15 protein-coding genes are annotated in these 16496 nt (G+C 32.5%); 10 read left to right on the top strand and 5 right to left on the bottom strand.

What is annotated here, in order from left to right; all coding sequences use genetic code 11:
• Positions 1-23 precede the first annotated feature (23 nt).
• The 8 genes from BLT88_RS01710 to BLT88_RS01745 all read left to right on the top strand — a co-directional run bounded on the left by BLT88_RS01710 (position 24) and on the right by BLT88_RS01745 (position 9426).
• Positions 24-1481, top strand: a complete 1458-nt coding sequence (locus BLT88_RS01710) for a quinol:cytochrome C oxidoreductase (RefSeq protein ID WP_091952597.1) — start codon at positions 24-26, stop codon at positions 1479-1481.
• A 37-nt stretch (positions 1482-1518) separates the two neighbouring features.
• A complete protein-coding gene (locus BLT88_RS01715; RefSeq protein ID WP_091952599.1) occupies positions 1519-2529 on the top strand; it encodes a cytochrome c oxidase subunit II in 1011 nt (336 codons plus the stop codon).
• Between the two features lie 31 nt (positions 2530-2560).
• Positions 2561-4342 carry a cbb3-type cytochrome c oxidase subunit I gene (locus tag BLT88_RS01720; protein ID WP_091952600.1) on the top strand — a complete coding sequence of 594 codons (1782 nt, stop codon included), beginning with the start codon at positions 2561-2563 and terminating at the stop codon, positions 4340-4342.
• Between the two features lie 134 nt (positions 4343-4476).
• A complete protein-coding gene (ruvB, locus tag BLT88_RS01725; protein WP_091952602.1) occupies positions 4477-5499 on the top strand; it encodes a Holliday junction branch migration DNA helicase RuvB in 1023 nt (340 codons plus the stop codon).
• 64 nt (positions 5500-5563) lie between these two features.
• On the top strand, positions 5564-7291 hold the full coding sequence (locus tag BLT88_RS01730; RefSeq protein WP_091952604.1) for a SulP family inorganic anion transporter: 1728 nt from the start codon (positions 5564-5566) through the stop codon (positions 7289-7291).
• Between the two features lie 85 nt (positions 7292-7376).
• On the top strand, positions 7377-8783 hold the full coding sequence (locus BLT88_RS01735; protein ID WP_091952606.1) for a rhodanese-like domain-containing protein: 1407 nt from the start codon (positions 7377-7379) through the stop codon (positions 8781-8783).
• Between the two features lie 5 nt (positions 8784-8788).
• Complete coding sequence (locus BLT88_RS01740) at positions 8789-9154, top strand: rhodanese-like domain-containing protein (protein ID WP_036784089.1); 366 nt, start codon at positions 8789-8791, stop codon at positions 9152-9154.
• Entirely contained in the window at positions 9136-9426 is a 291-nt protein-coding gene (locus tag BLT88_RS01745) for a heavy-metal-associated domain-containing protein (protein WP_231960048.1), read from the top strand. Before BLT88_RS01740 ends, BLT88_RS01745 begins: the two co-directional genes overlap by 19 nt.
• A gap of 137 nt (positions 9427-9563) precedes the next feature.
• Here BLT88_RS01745 and BLT88_RS01750 read toward each other — a convergent pair whose 3' ends face one another.
• Positions 9564-11906: a TonB-dependent receptor gene (locus tag BLT88_RS01750; protein WP_091952608.1), complete on the bottom strand. Its 2343-nt coding sequence runs from the start codon at positions 11904-11906 to the stop codon at positions 9564-9566.
• Positions 11907-12273: 367 nt separating this feature from the next.
• On the opposite strand from BLT88_RS01750, the gene BLT88_RS01755 reads away from it, so the two are divergent.
• Positions 12274-12666: a hypothetical protein gene (locus BLT88_RS01755; RefSeq protein WP_091952610.1), complete on the top strand. Its 393-nt coding sequence runs from the start codon at positions 12274-12276 to the stop codon at positions 12664-12666.
• Here the strand turns inward: BLT88_RS01755 and arfB are convergent.
• The 4 genes from arfB to BLT88_RS01775 form a co-directional block, all read right to left on the bottom strand.
• Positions 12663-13067: an alternative ribosome rescue aminoacyl-tRNA hydrolase ArfB gene (arfB, locus tag BLT88_RS01760; RefSeq protein ID WP_091952611.1), complete on the bottom strand. Its 405-nt coding sequence runs from the start codon at positions 13065-13067 to the stop codon at positions 12663-12665. The genes BLT88_RS01755 and arfB overlap by 4 nt on opposite strands.
• Positions 13068-13724 (bottom strand): AAA family ATPase, encoded by a 657-nt coding sequence (locus tag BLT88_RS01765; protein ID WP_036784079.1) that lies wholly within the window; start codon positions 13722-13724, stop codon positions 13068-13070.
• Positions 13685-14317, bottom strand: coding sequence for a nicotinamide riboside transporter PnuC (gene pnuC, locus BLT88_RS01770; RefSeq protein WP_091952613.1), 633 nt, complete (start codon positions 14315-14317; stop codon positions 13685-13687). The genes BLT88_RS01765 and pnuC overlap by 40 nt, the downstream gene beginning before the upstream one ends.
• Positions 14318-14464: 147 nt before the next feature.
• The gene (locus BLT88_RS01775) at positions 14465-15091 is read right to left on the bottom strand and encodes a 4'-phosphopantetheinyl transferase superfamily protein (RefSeq protein WP_091952614.1); all 627 of its coding nucleotides are present in this window, start codon (positions 15089-15091) and stop codon (positions 14465-14467) included.
• Positions 15092-15155: 64 nt separating this feature from the next.
• Between BLT88_RS01775 and ahcY the strand changes: the two genes are divergently transcribed.
• A complete protein-coding gene (gene ahcY, locus BLT88_RS01780; RefSeq protein ID WP_091952616.1) occupies positions 15156-16469 on the top strand; it encodes an adenosylhomocysteinase in 1314 nt (437 codons plus the stop codon).
• Positions 16470-16496: the final 27 nt, after the last annotated feature.

The following is a 16496-nucleotide window of genomic DNA, read 5'->3' on the forward strand; positions in this document are numbered from 1 at the left end:
CAAAAAGATAGAATACGAAAGATATGTATCAATTCTCAGGTAAATTAAAAACATTCTCATTAGCACTAATTATTTTTGGTGTTGTAGGAATTGCATTCAGTTTTTATAGTGGTTCTCAAAAAACTATAGAAGATGCAAAACATGCAATAGAAGCTTCTAACAGTGATGCTCATGGTGGCGCACATGGTGAAACAGCTGCCCCACATGGAGAAGCTGTCAACCATGATACGCATGCTGAAAAAACAGATAAAGAAGCACATGCTTCAATGATTGAAGCACACAGTGAAGTTGATGCTGTACATGGAAATTCACATGATAATGAACATGCAGAACACGTTTTACATCAACTACAAAATAGACCTTGGTCAGCATTTTATGTAGCTTTATTTTTCTCTTTAGGAATAACATTATTAGTTTTAGCTTTCTATGCGATTCAAAGAGTTGCACAAGTTGGTTGGTCCGTTGTTATTTTAAGAGTAATGGAAGCTATTACAGCAAATCTATTACCAGTCTCGATTATAATGGCATTAGTTGTTATTGCTTCGGTAATGCATTTGAACCATCTATTTCCATGGATGGCAGAAGGTACTGTTGATCCTACAAGTGATAATTATGATCCAATTGTAGATGGCAAATCTTGGTGGATGAATTCTACAGGTTTTCTATTAAGAAGCATTGCGTATCTTTTAATATGGAATGCTTATAGATTCTTTATTAGAAGGAGCTCTATTAAAGAAGACACTGCAAATGATGGTAATAAAACATATAAGAAAAATTATAACGCATCCGTTATTTTCTTGTTCTTGTTTATGATCACAGAATCGATGATGTCTTGGGATTGGATTATGGGTTTAGATCCTCATTGGTTTTCAACATTATTTGGTTGGTACGTATTAGCTTCTTTATTAGTAAGCGCATTAACTGTAATAGCGTTTTTTACAATTTATTTGCGTGCTAAAGGTGCTTTACCTCACGTAAATGATAGTCATATTCACGATTTAGCCAAATTTATGTTTGGTTTCTCTGTGTTCTGGACGTATTTATGGTTTTCTCAATTTATGTTAATTTGGTATGCAGATATTCCTGAAGAGACTACTTATTTTGTTGCAAGATTTACAGAGTATAAGTTACCTTTTTTAGGAATGGTTGTGATGAATTTTGTTTTTCCGATACTATTATTATTAAATAGTGATTTTAAAAGCAAGCCTTGGTTTGTGTTTATCGGAGGATTCGTAATTTTAGCAGGTCATTATATGGATGTATTTATCATGGTTATGCCCTCTACAGTGGGTGCACAATGGTATATTGGTATTCCAGAGATAAGTGCTTTATGTTTCTTTATTGGATTATTCATTTATACCACTTTAAATGCATTTTCAAAAGTGAGTCCAATACCAAAAGGAAATCCTTTTTTAGAAGAAAGTAAACACTTTCATTACTACAATATTGAGCATTCAGGAGAAGAATCAGGAGATCATTAATAAATAATTGAATTAAAATAATTAAGACGATAAATATATGTTAGCGCTATTTTATATTTTTATAGGCATTGCAATCGGAGTTAGTTTCTGGCAAATTACCAGAATCATGAACCTGAGAGATGTTATTGCTACTGACGAGGATAATAGAAAACAAGGAAAGTATTCGCTATGGTTTATGGCATTTTTCTATGCAATGATGATTTATTGTTTAATCTTCATGAATGTAATAATGTTACCAGAATCTGCTTCTATTGAAGGGGAACACGATGACATCTTATTTAATATTACCTTTTGGTTAATTGGGATTGTACAATTTATCATGCAATTTTTAATTTTTTACTTTACATTTAAGTACAGAGGAAGTAAAGGAAGAAAAGCAAAATTTTATGCGGATAGTCATAAATTAGAAATGATTTGGACTATCATTCCGGCGGTAGTTTTAGTAGTTTTAGTATCATATGGTTTATGGCAATGGAATAACGTAATGGATTTATCGGATGCCGAAGATCCAATTGTTATAGAAGTTTACTCTCAACAATTTAGATGGGATGCGCGTTATGCAGGTGATGATAATACTTTAGGTCTAGGAAACGTAAATTATATCAAGGGTATAAATACAATGGGTGTGGATATGTCTGACAAAAACGCATCAGATGACAAGCAGGTTACTGAATTATATTTACCCAAGGGAAGAAAGATTCATTTCAAGTTCCGGTCTCAAGATGTTTTACACTCGGCTTATATGCCACACTTTAGAGCTCAAATGAATTGTGTACCAGGAATGGTGACAGAGTTTGGTTTTACGCCAAAGTTTACCACAGAAGAAATGAGACAGAACCCTGAGGTTATTGCAAAAACTATCGGAATCAATAAAATTAGAAAGTCCAAAGGAGAAGAAGAACTTTATGAGTTTAATTACTTGTTATTATGTAATAAAATTTGTGGGGCTTCACACTACAACATGCAAATGAAGATTACGGTTGTAGAGCAAGAAGATTATGACGAGTGGATTGCAGAACAACCAACTTTAGCATCAATTATTAAATAATAAATTTAAAGACACTACAAATTAAAAGATTATGTCAGAACATCATCATAAAGAAACATTTGTAACCAAATATATTTTTAGTCAAGATCATAAAATGATTTCTAAACAATTCTTGGTTACAGGAATGTTTATGGGAATGATAGCCGTTTTTATGTCTATGTTATTTCGTTTACAGATAGCTTGGCCAGAAACATCGTTTACAATCATTGAAGCATTCTTAGGTTCTCATCAAACCAATGGGGTTATGGATCCAGATTTTTACCTTGCTTTAGTAACAATTCATGGTACTATTATGGTATTCTTTGTTTTAACGGCAGGCTTGAGTGGAACATTCTCAAATTTATTAATTCCATTGCAGATTGGAGCTAGAGATATGGCTTCTGGATTTTTAAATATGATTTCATATTGGTTATTCTTTGTATCGAGTGTAATCATGGTAATTTCATTATTTGTTGAAGCAGGACCGGCGTCTGCAGGTTGGACAATTTACCCTCCTTTAAGTGCTTTACCACAAGCTATTCCAGGATCTGGAGCAGGTATGACATTGTGGTTAGTGTCTATGGCTATTTTCGTTGCATCTTCGCTAATTGGAGCCTTGAATTATATTGTTACAATATTCAATTTAAGAACAAAAGGAATGAAAATGACAAGGTTGCCATTAACAATGTGGGCATTTTTTATCACTGCAATTATTGGTGTAGTTTCTTTCCCTGTTTTATTATCGGCAGCTTTATTGTTGATTTTTGATAGAAGTTTTGGAACATCATTTTATTTATCAGATATTTTTATTTCTGGAGAAGTATTGCATTATCAAGGAGGATCGCCAGTATTATTTGAACACTTGTTTTGGTTCCTAGGTCACCCAGAAGTATACATTGTATTGTTGCCAGCATTAGGAATAACATCAGAGATTATTTCAACAAATTCTAGAAAACCAATTTTTGGATATAGAGCAATGATTATGTCTATTATGGCAATTGCATTTTTATCGACGATTGTTTGGGGGCATCACATGTTTATTTCAGGAATGAATCCTTTCTTAGGATCAGTATTTACATTTACAACGCTATTAATTGCAATTCCATCAGCGGTAAAAGCGTTTAATTATATTACAACTTTGTGGAAAGGTAATTTGCAGTTAAATCCTGCAATGTTATTCTCTATCGGATTAGTTTCAACATTCGTAACAGGTGGTTTAACGGGTCTTGTTTTAGCAGATTCTGCGCTAGATATTAATATTCACGATACCTATTTTGTGGTTGCTCACTTTCACCTGGTGATGGGTGTTTCTGCAATTTTTGGAATGTATGCTGGTATTTATCATTGGTTTCCAAAAATGTATGGTAGAATGATGAATAAAACATTGGGGTATTGGCACTTTTGGATTACAATTATTTGTGCTTATGGAGTTTTCTGGCCAATGCATTTTATTGGATTAGCAGGTTTACCGAGAAGATATTATTCTAATACTGCATTTCCAATGTTTGACGATTTACTTCAGATAAATGTAGTTATTACACTTTTTGCTTTAGTAGGTGGTATTGCTCAAATAATCTTTATTGCGAACTTTTTTATCTCAATGTATAGAGGAGCGAAGGCAACTCAAAATCCGTGGAAATCTAATACCTTGGAATGGACTACACCAGTAGAACATATTCACGGAAATTGGCCAGGTAAAATACCAGAAGTTCATAGATGGGCTTATGATTATAGTAAAAGAGTAGATGCAAATGATGATGATAGCGATTATTTACATGGTCAAGATTTTGTGCTACAAACTACACCTTTATTAGAAGGAGAAGAACAATCTTAAAGTTCTGATTTTATCCGTTTAATCAACGGTATCTTATCATAAAAATTTAAAAACCTTTCCTATTTGGAAAGGTTTTCTCATTCTCTGGTAAAAGGTATATTTAACCTGATTCAAAATCTCTTATATTTGTAAGTATGAATGAAAACTTAAATCCTGATAACAGTCATTTAACAAATGAAGATATAGACGTAGAAAAAAAATTACGCCCACTATCTTTTGATGATTTTACAGGACAAGACCAAGCTTTAGAAAATCTGAAAATATTTGTTGAGGCAGCCAATCAAAGAGATGAAGCTTTAGATCACACCTTGTTTCATGGCCCTCCAGGTTTAGGGAAAACTACGTTGGCACATATTTTAGCAAACGAATTACAGGTAGGTATTAAAGTTACTTCTGGTCCAGTTTTAGATAAACCGGGTGATTTAGCCGGACTGCTCACAAATCTTGATGAACGAGATGTTTTATTTATTGATGAAATTCACAGATTAAGTCCAATTGTAGAAGAGTATTTGTATTCAGCAATGGAAGATTATAAAATTGATATTATGATCGAATCTGGCCCTAATGCTAGAACTGTTCAAATCAATTTAGAACCCTTTACTTTAATTGGGGCTACAACACGATCAGGATTGTTGACTGCTCCAATGAGAGCTCGTTTCGGAATAAGTACAAGACTACATTACTATTCAACAGAACTGCTAACAACAATTATTCAAAGAAGTGCACATATTTTAAAAGTGCCAATTTCTATGGAGTCAGCAATTGAAATTGCAGGAAGAAGCAGAGGTACTCCAAGAATTGCGAATTCTTTGCTGCGTAGGGTAAGAGATTTTGCTCAGATAAAAGGAGATGGATCTATAACCATTGCAATAGCAAAATATGCATTAAAAGCATTAAATGTTGATGCTCACGGCTTAGATGAAATGGATAATAAGATTTTGGAGGTGATCATTGATAAATTCAAAGGAGGACCCGTAGGAATTAGTACTATCGCAACTGCGGTTTCCGAAAATACAGAGACTATTGAAGAAGTATATGAACCTTTTTTAATTCAGCAAGGTTTTATTATGAGAACTCCAAGAGGGAGAGAAGTTACAGAATTAGCCTATCAGCATTTGGGTAGGACAAAAGGCAGAGATCAAGGAGAATTGTTTTAAAAGGCTAATTATGATTCAATAATTTGTGCTTAACAAAAAGTTCACAGGCAAAGTCTAAGAATTCATGAATATCAAAAAAGTTATACCAATTTTAGAGTGGTTACCAAACTACAATAGATCTCTTTTTAAAGGAGATTTAGTTGCAGGAATTACTGTGGGTATCATTTTAATTCCACAAGGAATTGCGTATGCATTAATTGCTGGTTTGCCACCAATTTATGGGCTGTATTGCGCATTAGTTCCGCAGGTTATGTATGCTATCTTTGGATCTTCAAGACAGGTAGCTATTGGTCCTGTTGCAATGGATTCCTTAATTGTTGCAACGGGTGTATCGACTTTAGCATTAGCAGGTTCAGAAAGCTACATTGCCATCGCTATTCTGTTAGGTTTAATGGTAGGTACTATTCAATTTATACTAGGAGTTTTTAGTCTAGGGTTTATTGTAAATTTTTTATCAAAACCAGTAATTACTGGATTTACCTCTGCTGTAGCCCTCATAATTGGGCTGAATCAATTCAGAAATTTATTGGGTGTAGATTTTATTCAAAGTGACCAAATTCAATATGTTTTAGAAGATATTTGGTTTCAAATGGCAACCTTTAAGAAGCCCACAACAATAATTGGATTGATATCGGTTATCACTATTATTATTTTCAGAAAGATAAATAAAAAAATTCCGAATGCCTTAATCGTTGTAATTCTTGGGATTGTAATTATGAAATATTTTGGAAAAAGTTTTAATGATGTTTCAATCGTAAAAGGTATTCCGTCAGGATTGCCAGTTTTCGGGATTCCTGAATTTGATTTAGATCTTATAAGAGAGTTGTTTCCAATTGCATTAACTTTAGTCATGGTGGGTTATTTAGAAACTATCTCTATTGGAAAGTCTTTGGAGGCAAAACAAGACGAATATAGAATAAGACCTAACCAAGAATTAATTGCTTTAGGGTTAAGTAATATGGTTGGTTCTTTTTTTAAATCTTATCCAACAACCTCAAGTTTTTCTAGGTCAGCAATCAATCAAGAAAGTGGTGGAAAAACAGGAATGGCAGCACTCATCTCTGTTGTCATGGTTATCATTACATTATTATTTTTAACCCCATTATTTTATCATTTACCAAAAACAGTATTGGCTGCAATTATTATTGTTGCCGTTTTTGGATTGATAAATTTCAAAGAAGCTATTTTTTTATGGAAGGCTAATAATTTAGATTTTTGGTTGATGTTATCCACTTTTTTAGCAACCTTGTTATTAGGAATTGAATACGGAATTATAGTCGGTGTTGGTTTGTCTTTGTTTGTTCTAATTTACAGAACATCAAGACCTTATGTAACTGAATTAGGGAAGGTTCCAAACTCAAATTTTTACAGAAATAAAAATCGTTTTGAAGAAGTAATTATTGAGGATGACATTTTAGTTTTTAGGTTTGATGCTCAGATATTTTATGCAAATTCAAGTTATTTTAGAGATAATTTAGACGAAATGGCAGCCCAAAAAGGAAAGGCATTAAAATTGATAGTATTGGATGCAGAGAGTATTAATAGAGTAGATAGTACGGGAGTAGAAATGTTAAAAGAACGCATTAAGTATTATCAGAAAAAAGGGGTAGTTTTTTATTTTGCAGGTGTTAAAGGCCCCGTAAGAGATGATTTTTTTAGAAGTGGTATTTTAGAGATTATAGATATCAATCATTTTTTTAGGAAAGCAAATCAAGCGGTAAAGTTTTATAAAACTGGCAATAGAAAACAGCAAGAGAAGTATTCAAAGTATATACATCAAGCATACAAATAGGTTATAATTTGGATGATAAATATCATTTAAAATAGTTAAACTTAAATGTAATTTTACCGGTTAAAAATCGCGGTAGTTAAGAATTATGATAATAGAACAAATTTATACAGGCTGTTTAGCACAAGGGGCTTATTATATAGAAAGTAAGGGAGAAGTAGCAATTATAGATCCATTAAGAGAAGTGCAAGATTATGTAGATAAAGCAGCTATAAATAATGCAAAAATTAAATATATTTTTGAAACCCACTTTCATGCGGATTTTGTTAGTGGTCATGTTACATTAGCAGAAAAGACAGGAGCAGCAATTGTTTTTGGACCTTCAGCAAAAACCAATTTTGAGGCAATTATTGCAGAAGATGATCAGGTTTTTAAAGTTGGAGATATTACTATAACTGTATTACACACTCCAGGTCATACAATGGAAAGTTCATGTTTTTTATTGAAAGATAAAGATGGTAAGGATCATGCACTTTTTAGCGGAGATACATTGTTTTTAGGTGATGTTGGTAGGCCCGATTTGGCTCAAAAAGGAGAGCTTACAGAAAAAGATTTAGCAGGTTTTTTATTTGATAGTTTGCGGAATAAAGTAATGCCTTTGGCAGATGAAGTTATTGTATATCCTGCGCATGGAGCAGGTTCTGCTTGCGGTAAAAATTTAAGCAAAGAAACGATTGGTACAATTGGGAATCAAAAAGAAACCAATTACGCATTAAGAGCAAATATGACCAAAGAAGAATTTGTCAAAGAAGTTACTGATGGATTGTTGCCTCCTCCTGCCTATTTCCCTCTAAATGTGAAGTTAAATAAAGAGGGATATAAAAATATTGATGATATCATCAAAACTTCTGCGAAACCTTTATCAGTAAAAGATTTTGAACTGATTGCAAACGAAACGGATGCTATAATTTTAGATGTTAGGCATCAATCAGAATTTATAAAGGGATTTATTCCTCAATCAATTTTTATAGGAATTGATGGTGGTTTTGCGCCTTGGGTGGGTGCTTTAATAAAAGACATACAGCAACCAATTTTATTGGTAACACCTCAAGGAAAAGAAGCAGATACAATTATACGTTTGTCCAGAGTTGGTTTTGATAATGTATTAGGGTATTTAGACGGAAGTTTTGCTTCTTGGCAAAAATCGGAGAAAGAAATTGACACTTTATCATCTGTTTCAGTTGAAGTTTTAGAGCAAAAAATAAATGAAAACGCACTCGTTTTTGATGTAAGAAAACCAGGAGAATTTGCAAGTGAACATATTAAGATAGCAGAAAGTACCCCGTTAGATTTTCTAAATAAGCATATTTCTGAATTCCCAAAAAAGGAAGAATTTTATGTGCATTGTGCGGGTGGTTATCGATCTGTAATTGCAGCTTCAATTTTAAAAGCTCGCGGTTTTCATAATGTCATTGATGTCGCAGGGGGTTATGCAGCTGTCAGAAATACAACGATAGAAAGAACAGCAGCCGTTTGTCCGTCAACTTTAAAATAAATAAAATGAAAAATTTTTTAATCTTTTTTTTGATGAGTTTCTTTTTCATCAATTGTAGTGCACAAGAAGAAATAAAATCAATTTCTACGATAGAATTAAAAGTCTTACTCAAAAAAGGAAACACTCAGTTATTGGATGTTAGAGCACCAAAAGAAATAGAACAAGGATTTATAAAGACCGCAAAATTTGCTAATTTTTTTGATGCTAATTTTTACACAAAAGCGGTTAAACAATTAGATAAAAGTAAACCAGTTTATTTGTATTGCAGAAGTGGCAATAGAAGCGGAAAATCAGCAAAAATACTCAAAAAGGAAGGTTATGAGGTTTATAATATTTTAGGTGGATACAATCAATGGAAACAAGAAAATTAAGAATGATGACAACAGCAATTCAAATAGAAAATTTAAAATGTGGTGGTTGTGCAACGACTATTAAAAAAGGATTATTAAGTTTGAACGCTGTAAAAGAGGTAACAGTGGATGTTGAGAATTCAATAGTTTCAATAATTTCAGAAAATGACGATTTAGAAACTATCAAAGAAAAATTAGCTAAATTAGGGTATCCAGAAGTTGGTTATAAAAATACAGTTTTACATAAGGCAAAGTCTTTTGTGAGTTGTGCGGTAGGTAGAATAGATCGATAAAAACGAATGATTTTAACCTGTTTATAAGTAATTCACTAATACCTTTCTAATGAAAAGTCAATTACAAAAAGCATTGTTAATGATAAAATCCCAAGTGTAAACTTGGGATTTTATTTGTTTTATAGAAAAGTTACTTTCTAAAACTTAAAAGTAACTCCAACTAAGAAGTTTCTAGTTGCTTGCGGATAATAACCAGCACCATCTAAAGTAGTAGTTTGATTTGCGGCAGACCAAGTATCATCGTAAGTGTAATAGTAACCCCTATCTACATATTCTGTATTAAAAAGGTTATTTATCAAAGCAGAAAACACTACGGATTTAAATATTTTAGCAGGTTTAATTTCATAAACAACATTTAAATCAGAAGTAAAAAAGCTATCTAAAACATCGTTACTAGAAACGGTACTGCTAAAATTACTCATAAACTGTTTGCCAACAAATTTAGATAAGAATGAAATTTGTAAGTTTTCTAAAGGATTGTACAAAAATATATTTCCAACAACGATATCAGGAGAAAAAGACAAATTTGTATTTCCTAAATTTTCTAGTTTCCCATCTATTTGAGCAATAAGATTTTTGTTTTTATTTGAGCTAAAAGCGACATTTGGTTTCATAGAGAATTTATCAGATAATGTAAGATCAGCATCAATCTCTAAACCAAGTCTGTAACTATTACCAGAAGTTGTTCTTATGGGTGCACCAACATCATCGATAGCGCCAGTTAATACCAACTGATTTTTATAATCCATGTAATAGATATTGGTGTTTAATTTGATGTTTTCTTTTTTCAAACGCCATCCAAATTCTAAATCATTTAACGTTTCAGGAGTTGTAACTCCACTTTCAAAATCATTTCTTTTGGGCTCTCTATTGGCAACTGCAAAAGAGGTATATAAATTATTGTAATCGTTAATTTTATAAGTCAATCCAAACTTAGGGTTAAAAAAGTTAAAGCTAGCATCAACATTAATATTTGCCAAGTCAGAAGTAATTCCTTCTGTTAGATAGTTTACAAATCTTCCTTGCACATCTGCATAACCAGAAAGTCTCGTATTAATTTTAAACGTTGCTTTTGCAAAAATTGAGAAGTCTGTTTTTTTAGCGTCAGAAAAGTAATAACGATCTCTTATATTAGTGTTTTCAGCTAAACGTTCTCCCCAAATAACTTCACCAAAATGATCTCCAGTATAACGAGAATAGGATATTCCGGAAATGAAATTCAGTTTATCCGTTTTATAATTTGTGTTGAAATTTACCACATAAAAATCGTTGTCTAACCAACGTCTTACAATAACATCTGTGCCATCAACGATTAAATTATTAAAATCACTAGCAGCTTCCTCTTCTTTAAATTGCTCAAAAAATCCAGCACCTTTTGTGTAGTTCAAGGCTAAATTTGTAGACCAACTTTTATTCAATTTTTCATTCCAATGCAATTGATAATGATTTTGTTGATAGTCATCAACTTCATTTTCATAGGTGTATGGGTTTTGTTTTCTGTCTGTTTCTAGTTGAGTCGCATCTAAGCCAGCCCATGCTTGGTATGTTATCTCTTTTCCACCAAAAGTAACTGCTTTTATTAACGTATTTTCATCCGTATAGCTTCCTTGTAAATAGTAGGATTTTAAATCTGCAAAAGCCCTGTCGATGTAGCCATCAGAGTAAATATTAGATAAGCGTCCAGCAATTTCTATGTGGTCATTAAGCTTACCAGTGCTAAATTTTACGGTATGTTTTCGTGTTCCGAAAGAGCCAAAAGAATTAGAAATTTCTCCAAAAGCCTCTTTAGAAAGAGCATCCGTTAAAATATTTAAACTTGCACCAAAAGCACCAGAACCGTTTGTCGAGGTTCCCACTCCACGTTGTAATTGTAAATTCTCTGTAGAAGAAGCAAAATCGCTTAAGTTCACCCAAAAAGTTCCATGGCTTTCTGGGTCATTGTATGGAATTCCGTTTATAGTAACATTAATTTTTTCTCCATTAGAACCACGCACACTCATGTAGGTGTAACCAACTCCTGCACCAGCATCAGAAGAAGAAACGACAGAAGGCATGTAATTTAGTAAAATAGGAATATCCTGTCCTAAATTACGTTTTGCAATTTCCCGTTTTGAGAGGTTAGAAAATGTAACCGGAACATCTGCACTTGCCCGAACTGCAGAAACCAATACTTCCTCAAGTACAGTAGAATTTGGCAATAAATTAAAATTAATTTCATCACTTTTAGTCAGGAAGATTTCTTTTAAAACCGTTTTGTAACCAATAAATGAAACTTGAATGGTATAATTTCCTTTAGGAAGATTTACACTGAACTTTCCGTCAAAATCTGTGGAAGTTCCTTTCTTGGGCTCTTTTACCAAGATAGTTGCTCCTAATAAAGATTCATTGTTTTCATCTACAACTTTTCCTTTAAGTGTAAATGTCTGGGCGTTTGCAAGTATGCCTGCAAACAAGAATAAAAAAAAGGTAATTTTTTTCATTTTAAAAAAATTTAAAACGAATAAAAAGAGGTAATTATTCTTGTAATTAATATTGAATAATTGTTGTGTGAAGTACTGCTTCACTTTTTTGCACTCGTTCAAAAAGATTTATAAATCTGTTTGAACGCTTGCTTCCTAAACAGCATTACCTGTTCTAGGTTCAATGGGTATGATCTCAGCCTTTAAAAGTTGAAAAGTAAGAAAGTTAAAAGCTGTAAAGTCTATGAAGACTAAAAACTGATGACTAAAAATTACCAACTAAAATTAGCACCCCTTTATGAGAACGGTGCAAATGTAAATTGGAAAGTTGGAATAAAAAATAACAAACGTATTTTTTTGTAGCTTTGGTTTCAATTAAAAAGACAAGATGGCTTTAAAAGGATTAGATACTTGGCACGATTTTGTGCTACAGAAAAAGCATAAAAATTTAAGTGATTTTATAGATAGGAAAGCTGTGTTGTATTCTCCAGTAGTTTTTAAACCCATAGAAGGTAGTTTTATGGTTGAGATGTATTTAAAAGCAGCAGCAGAAATTATTGCAAATACTAATTTTAAATATGTTAGAGAAGTTTGTGATGATGAAAATGCCATGCTAGAATTTATTACAGAGATTAATGGTATTACGGTGGAAGGAATCGACATGATTAAATTTACTAAAGAAGGGAAGTTAAAAGAAATTAAAGTAATGATCCGACCTTTAAAAGCTCTTAATATAGTGCACCAAGAGATGGGTGCATACTTAGCAAAAATGAATTCTTAATCTAATTTTGGCTTTTTTCTCAAAACCTTTTTTACAGAAATTCTTTTTTTATTCTCTGCTTTTCTTTTAACTGATGCTTTGCTAGGTTTTGTTGCTTTTCTCTTTTTAGGGCGAATTAAATTGGTCTTTAATAATTCTAAAAAACGTTGAATAGCAATGTTCTTATTTCTATGCTGAGAGCGCGTTTCTTGACAAGATAAAATTAATAAATTTTCTTTTGTTAATCTGGATACAAGCTTGACTTTTAAAAGTTCTTTTTCTTTATCAGACAAAGAATTAGAGTTTTCTAAATCAAAAGTTAGTTCAATTTGAGAAGATGTTTTATTTACATGCTGTCCGCCAGCACCAGAACTTCTAATGGCTTTAAAATGGAGTTCTTTTATAATTTTTACCGCATTCATTTAGTAATCTATAGATGTTCCAAAATCTGTATTTTGATGCAAAAAGTGCATGTCAATATCGATTAAGGAATCAGAGAAAGAATACAGTTCTTCTTTATTTTCAATAATTTTATCAATAGCTTCGGTTGCTTTTTTTAAACGAGTTTCTTTGTCTCCTTTTAAAAGAACATAAGGTCGGTTATGTTTTCTCAAAGCATTCTCAAAAGCCTTGAACATTTCTAAACGCTGCTCAGGTCTGTCTCGTAGATCATCTTCTTCCCAAGGTGTATCAATATAGGTCAGTAGGTATAAATCATACTGATTTTCATTAGCTGATTTATCTAAGTCACTATCTACGAAACCCCCGTAAAACTCTTCTGAATAGACCTTAGTTTCTAATAGATCTGTGTCACAAATAAGTACTTTATCTGCTTTTTTAGCTAGCTTATTTTCTAGTTTCATTTGCCCAATTGCAATCGGAATTAAATCCTCTGCCTCACAAGTTTTTCGCTCATTATTCCATTTTTCTTGAAGGTACTCACGTGCAAATTCTGGCGCCCAGACAGTATTATAATAACGAGCTAATTGACGAGAAAGTGTTGTTTTTCCCGAAGATTCAGGGCCAAATAAAACAACTTTTACAAGATTAATGGGTTTTTGTCTAAGTTTTTTTTCCATGCTAAATAACCAAATATTGCTATAAAAGTAAATCCTAAGTATTGAAAACTCGTAAAGGTAAAACCTTTATAAAAATACAAAGGTACAGAAATGATGTTTCCTGCAATCCAAAACAACCAATTTTCTATTTTACGTTTTGCCATTAACCACATGCCTACAAAGAAAATTGCAGTTGTAATGGTGTCTGCATACGCAACCCAAGAAGTCCATTTGTCAAAGACTTTGTATACAATAAATACAAAAACTAAGGTGGAAAAAAAGATATAGATGGATGTTTTTTTCTCTATTTGTGTGGTTCTTGAAATTGGTGTAACATGTGTATCATCAACTTTACGTGTCCAAATATACCAACCATAAACGCTCATTATAAAATAATATCCGTTAATCATCATATCACCTAAAAGCTCCCATTTTAAGAGCAAGTAAACGAATATTGATGTGCTAATCATCCCTGTCGGAAACACCCATATTTTATTTTGTTTCGAAAACCAAACAGATAAAAAACCAAAGATAACCGCTATAATTTCTAGAGTGGTTTCTGTTGTTGAGTAGGTTTTGTATTGGCTAAAAAGTAAATTAAAAATTTCTGTCATGCAGCGTTATAATGGTTTGAAAGCAGAAATCAAAAGTAATAAGTTCTTGTAAGATTTTATGATATTTTTTGATATTTAAGAGAATTTCTTTCAAAGTTAATTTTAGATTTTTTGAAATGGCGATATATTAAAATGTTACAATTTTTTTTAATATGCAAACACGCAAGTAAATCCCTCAAACTCTAAAAACTCGATTTTATAAGAAGCCTCTTCACCATTAAAACGGATTTCTCCTTTGGTTTTTTTGTCTTCAAACTTAAAATCATCAACAAATATATGATGTAAAAATAGTAATTTTTTCTTTCCGTAAATTTTATATAAACTCTCTTTAGCTCCCCAAACAATGGTTAGTTTGCTTATTAAAGCATCAACATTGGCAATGGTTTTATATTCTTCAAATGGTGTGAACTTATGAGCGATTTTTAAAATTTTTTCTCGCTGTTTTTCAACATCAATACCTACAGGAAGGTTGTCTGAAAAAATAATAGCAGTAAATGTAAAAGAATGAGAAATAGAAATATATCTTCCAGCGTCTAAATGTGGTTTTCCATAAGCATCGTAGTCTAAATCAGCATCTGTTAAACCTACTTCTTTTAATAAATGGCGAATACTTAAAAACCCTTTTTGATGTATATCAGATTTCATCCCATCTAATCTTGCCGTATTCTTTTCTGTTAAAGAGATTCCATTCTTCAATTCTTCTATAGATTCTTCAATCTTCCAAATGAGGACTTTAGTAGTAGGGCTAACCGTTAATGTTTTGTAAAGAGCCATATTTTTTAAAATGGATGTCGTAACTTTGCAGCTCGAAAAAAATTAGAATATAAATATACATAATATGAGTACAAAAACCGCTTACGTGCCAAATAAAGTTAAAGATATTTCTTTGGCTGCTTGGGGTAGAAAAGAAATTGAATTGGCAGAAGCTGAAATGCCAGGCTTAATGTCTTTGAGAGAAGAATACAAAGATAGTCAACCATTAAAAGGTGCAAGAATTGCAGGGTGTTTGCATATGACAATTCAAACTGCGGTTTTAATTGAAACTTTACAAGCTTTAGGGGCAGAAGTTACTTGGAGTTCTTGTAATATTTTTTCTACACAAGATCAAGCTGCTGCTGCAATTGCTGCTGCCGGAACAGCTGTGTATGCTTGGAAAGATATGACAGAAGAAGAGTTTGACTGGTGTATAGAGCAAACCTTATTTTTTGGAGAAGACAAAAAACCATTAAACTTAATTTTAGATGATGGTGGAGATTTAACAAATATGGTTTTGGATCGTTATCCAGAATTGGCTGCGGGAATCAATGGTTTATCAGAAGAAACGACAACAGGCGTTCATAGATTGTATGACAGGGTAAAAGCAGGAACTTTGCCAATGCCAGCAATTAACGTAAATGATTCTGTTACGAAGTCTAAATTTGATAATAAATATGGATGTAAAGAGTCTGCAGTAGATGCAATTAGAAGAGCAACAGACATTATGTTAGCCGGGAAACGTGTAACGGTTTGTGGTTATGGTGATGTAGGTAAAGGAACAGCAGCTTCTTTTAAAGGAGCAGGTTCTATTGTAACGGTTACAGAAATCGATCCTATTTGTGCTTTGCAAGCTGCAATGGACGGTTTTGAAGTAAAGCGTTTAGAAACTGTTATTGCAAATTCTGATATCATTATTACCACTACCGGAAATAAAGACATTATACAAGGGCGTCATTTTGAGGCAATGAAAGATAAAGTGATTGTTTGTAATATTGGCCATTTTGATAACGAAATTGACATGGCTTGGTTAAACAAAAATCATGGAAATACTAAAGATACCATCAAACCGCAGGTTGACAAATATAACATCGCTGGTAAAGATATTATCATTTTAGCGGAAGGACGTTTGGTGAACCTAGGTTGTGCAACTGGGCATCCAAGTTTTGTAATGTCTAACTCATTTACAAATCAGACTTTGGCTCAAATAGAATTGTGGACAAATAGAGATGCTTATGAAAACGAAGTGTATATGTTACCAAAACATTTAGATGAAAAAGTAGCGTATTTACACTTAGCGAAAATAGGAGTAGAGTTAACAGAATTGCGTAAAGACCAAGCAGAATATATTGGTGTTACACAACAAGGACCTTATAAACCAAAACATTATAGATATTAGTGCTTATTTGATCGAAAGCGCAAACAA

Source organism: Polaribacter sp. Hel1_33_78, assembly GCF_900106075.1.
In the GTDB taxonomy this organism is placed as follows: domain Bacteria; phylum Bacteroidota; class Bacteroidia; order Flavobacteriales; family Flavobacteriaceae; genus Polaribacter.

Excerpts from the sequence above, each read along its gene's own strand:
- BLT88_RS01720 (WP_091952600.1), top strand. The coding sequence starts at position 2,561 with ATGTCAGAACATCATCATAAAGAAACATTTGTAACCAAATATATTTTT.
- BLT88_RS01710 (WP_091952597.1), top strand. The coding sequence starts at position 24 with ATGTATCAATTCTCAGGTAAATTAAAAACATTCTCATTAGCACTAATT.
- BLT88_RS01765 (WP_036784079.1), bottom strand. The coding sequence starts at position 13,724 with ATGGAAAAAAAACTTAGACAAAAACCCATTAATCTTGTAAAAGTTGTT.
- arfB (WP_091952611.1), bottom strand. The coding sequence starts at position 13,067 with ATGAATGCGGTAAAAATTATAAAAGAACTCCATTTTAAAGCCATTAGA.
- BLT88_RS01750 (WP_091952608.1), bottom strand. The coding sequence starts at position 11,906 with ATGAAAAAAATTACCTTTTTTTTATTCTTGTTTGCAGGCATACTTGCA.
- BLT88_RS01735 (WP_091952606.1), top strand. The coding sequence starts at position 7,377 with ATGATAATAGAACAAATTTATACAGGCTGTTTAGCACAAGGGGCTTAT.
- BLT88_RS01715 (WP_091952599.1), top strand. The coding sequence starts at position 1,519 with ATGTTAGCGCTATTTTATATTTTTATAGGCATTGCAATCGGAGTTAGT.
- pnuC (WP_091952613.1), bottom strand. The coding sequence starts at position 14,317 with ATGACAGAAATTTTTAATTTACTTTTTAGCCAATACAAAACCTACTCA.
- BLT88_RS01755 (WP_091952610.1), top strand. The coding sequence starts at position 12,274 with ATGGCTTTAAAAGGATTAGATACTTGGCACGATTTTGTGCTACAGAAA.
- BLT88_RS01745 (WP_231960048.1), top strand. The coding sequence starts at position 9,136 with ATGGAAACAAGAAAATTAAGAATGATGACAACAGCAATTCAAATAGAA.
- ahcY (WP_091952616.1), top strand. The coding sequence starts at position 15,156 with ATGAGTACAAAAACCGCTTACGTGCCAAATAAAGTTAAAGATATTTCT.
- BLT88_RS01775 (WP_091952614.1), bottom strand. The coding sequence starts at position 15,091 with ATGGCTCTTTACAAAACATTAACGGTTAGCCCTACTACTAAAGTCCTC.
- ruvB (WP_091952602.1), top strand. The coding sequence starts at position 4,477 with ATGAATGAAAACTTAAATCCTGATAACAGTCATTTAACAAATGAAGAT.
- BLT88_RS01730 (WP_091952604.1), top strand. The coding sequence starts at position 5,564 with ATGAATATCAAAAAAGTTATACCAATTTTAGAGTGGTTACCAAACTAC.
- BLT88_RS01740 (WP_036784089.1), top strand. The coding sequence starts at position 8,789 with ATGAAAAATTTTTTAATCTTTTTTTTGATGAGTTTCTTTTTCATCAAT.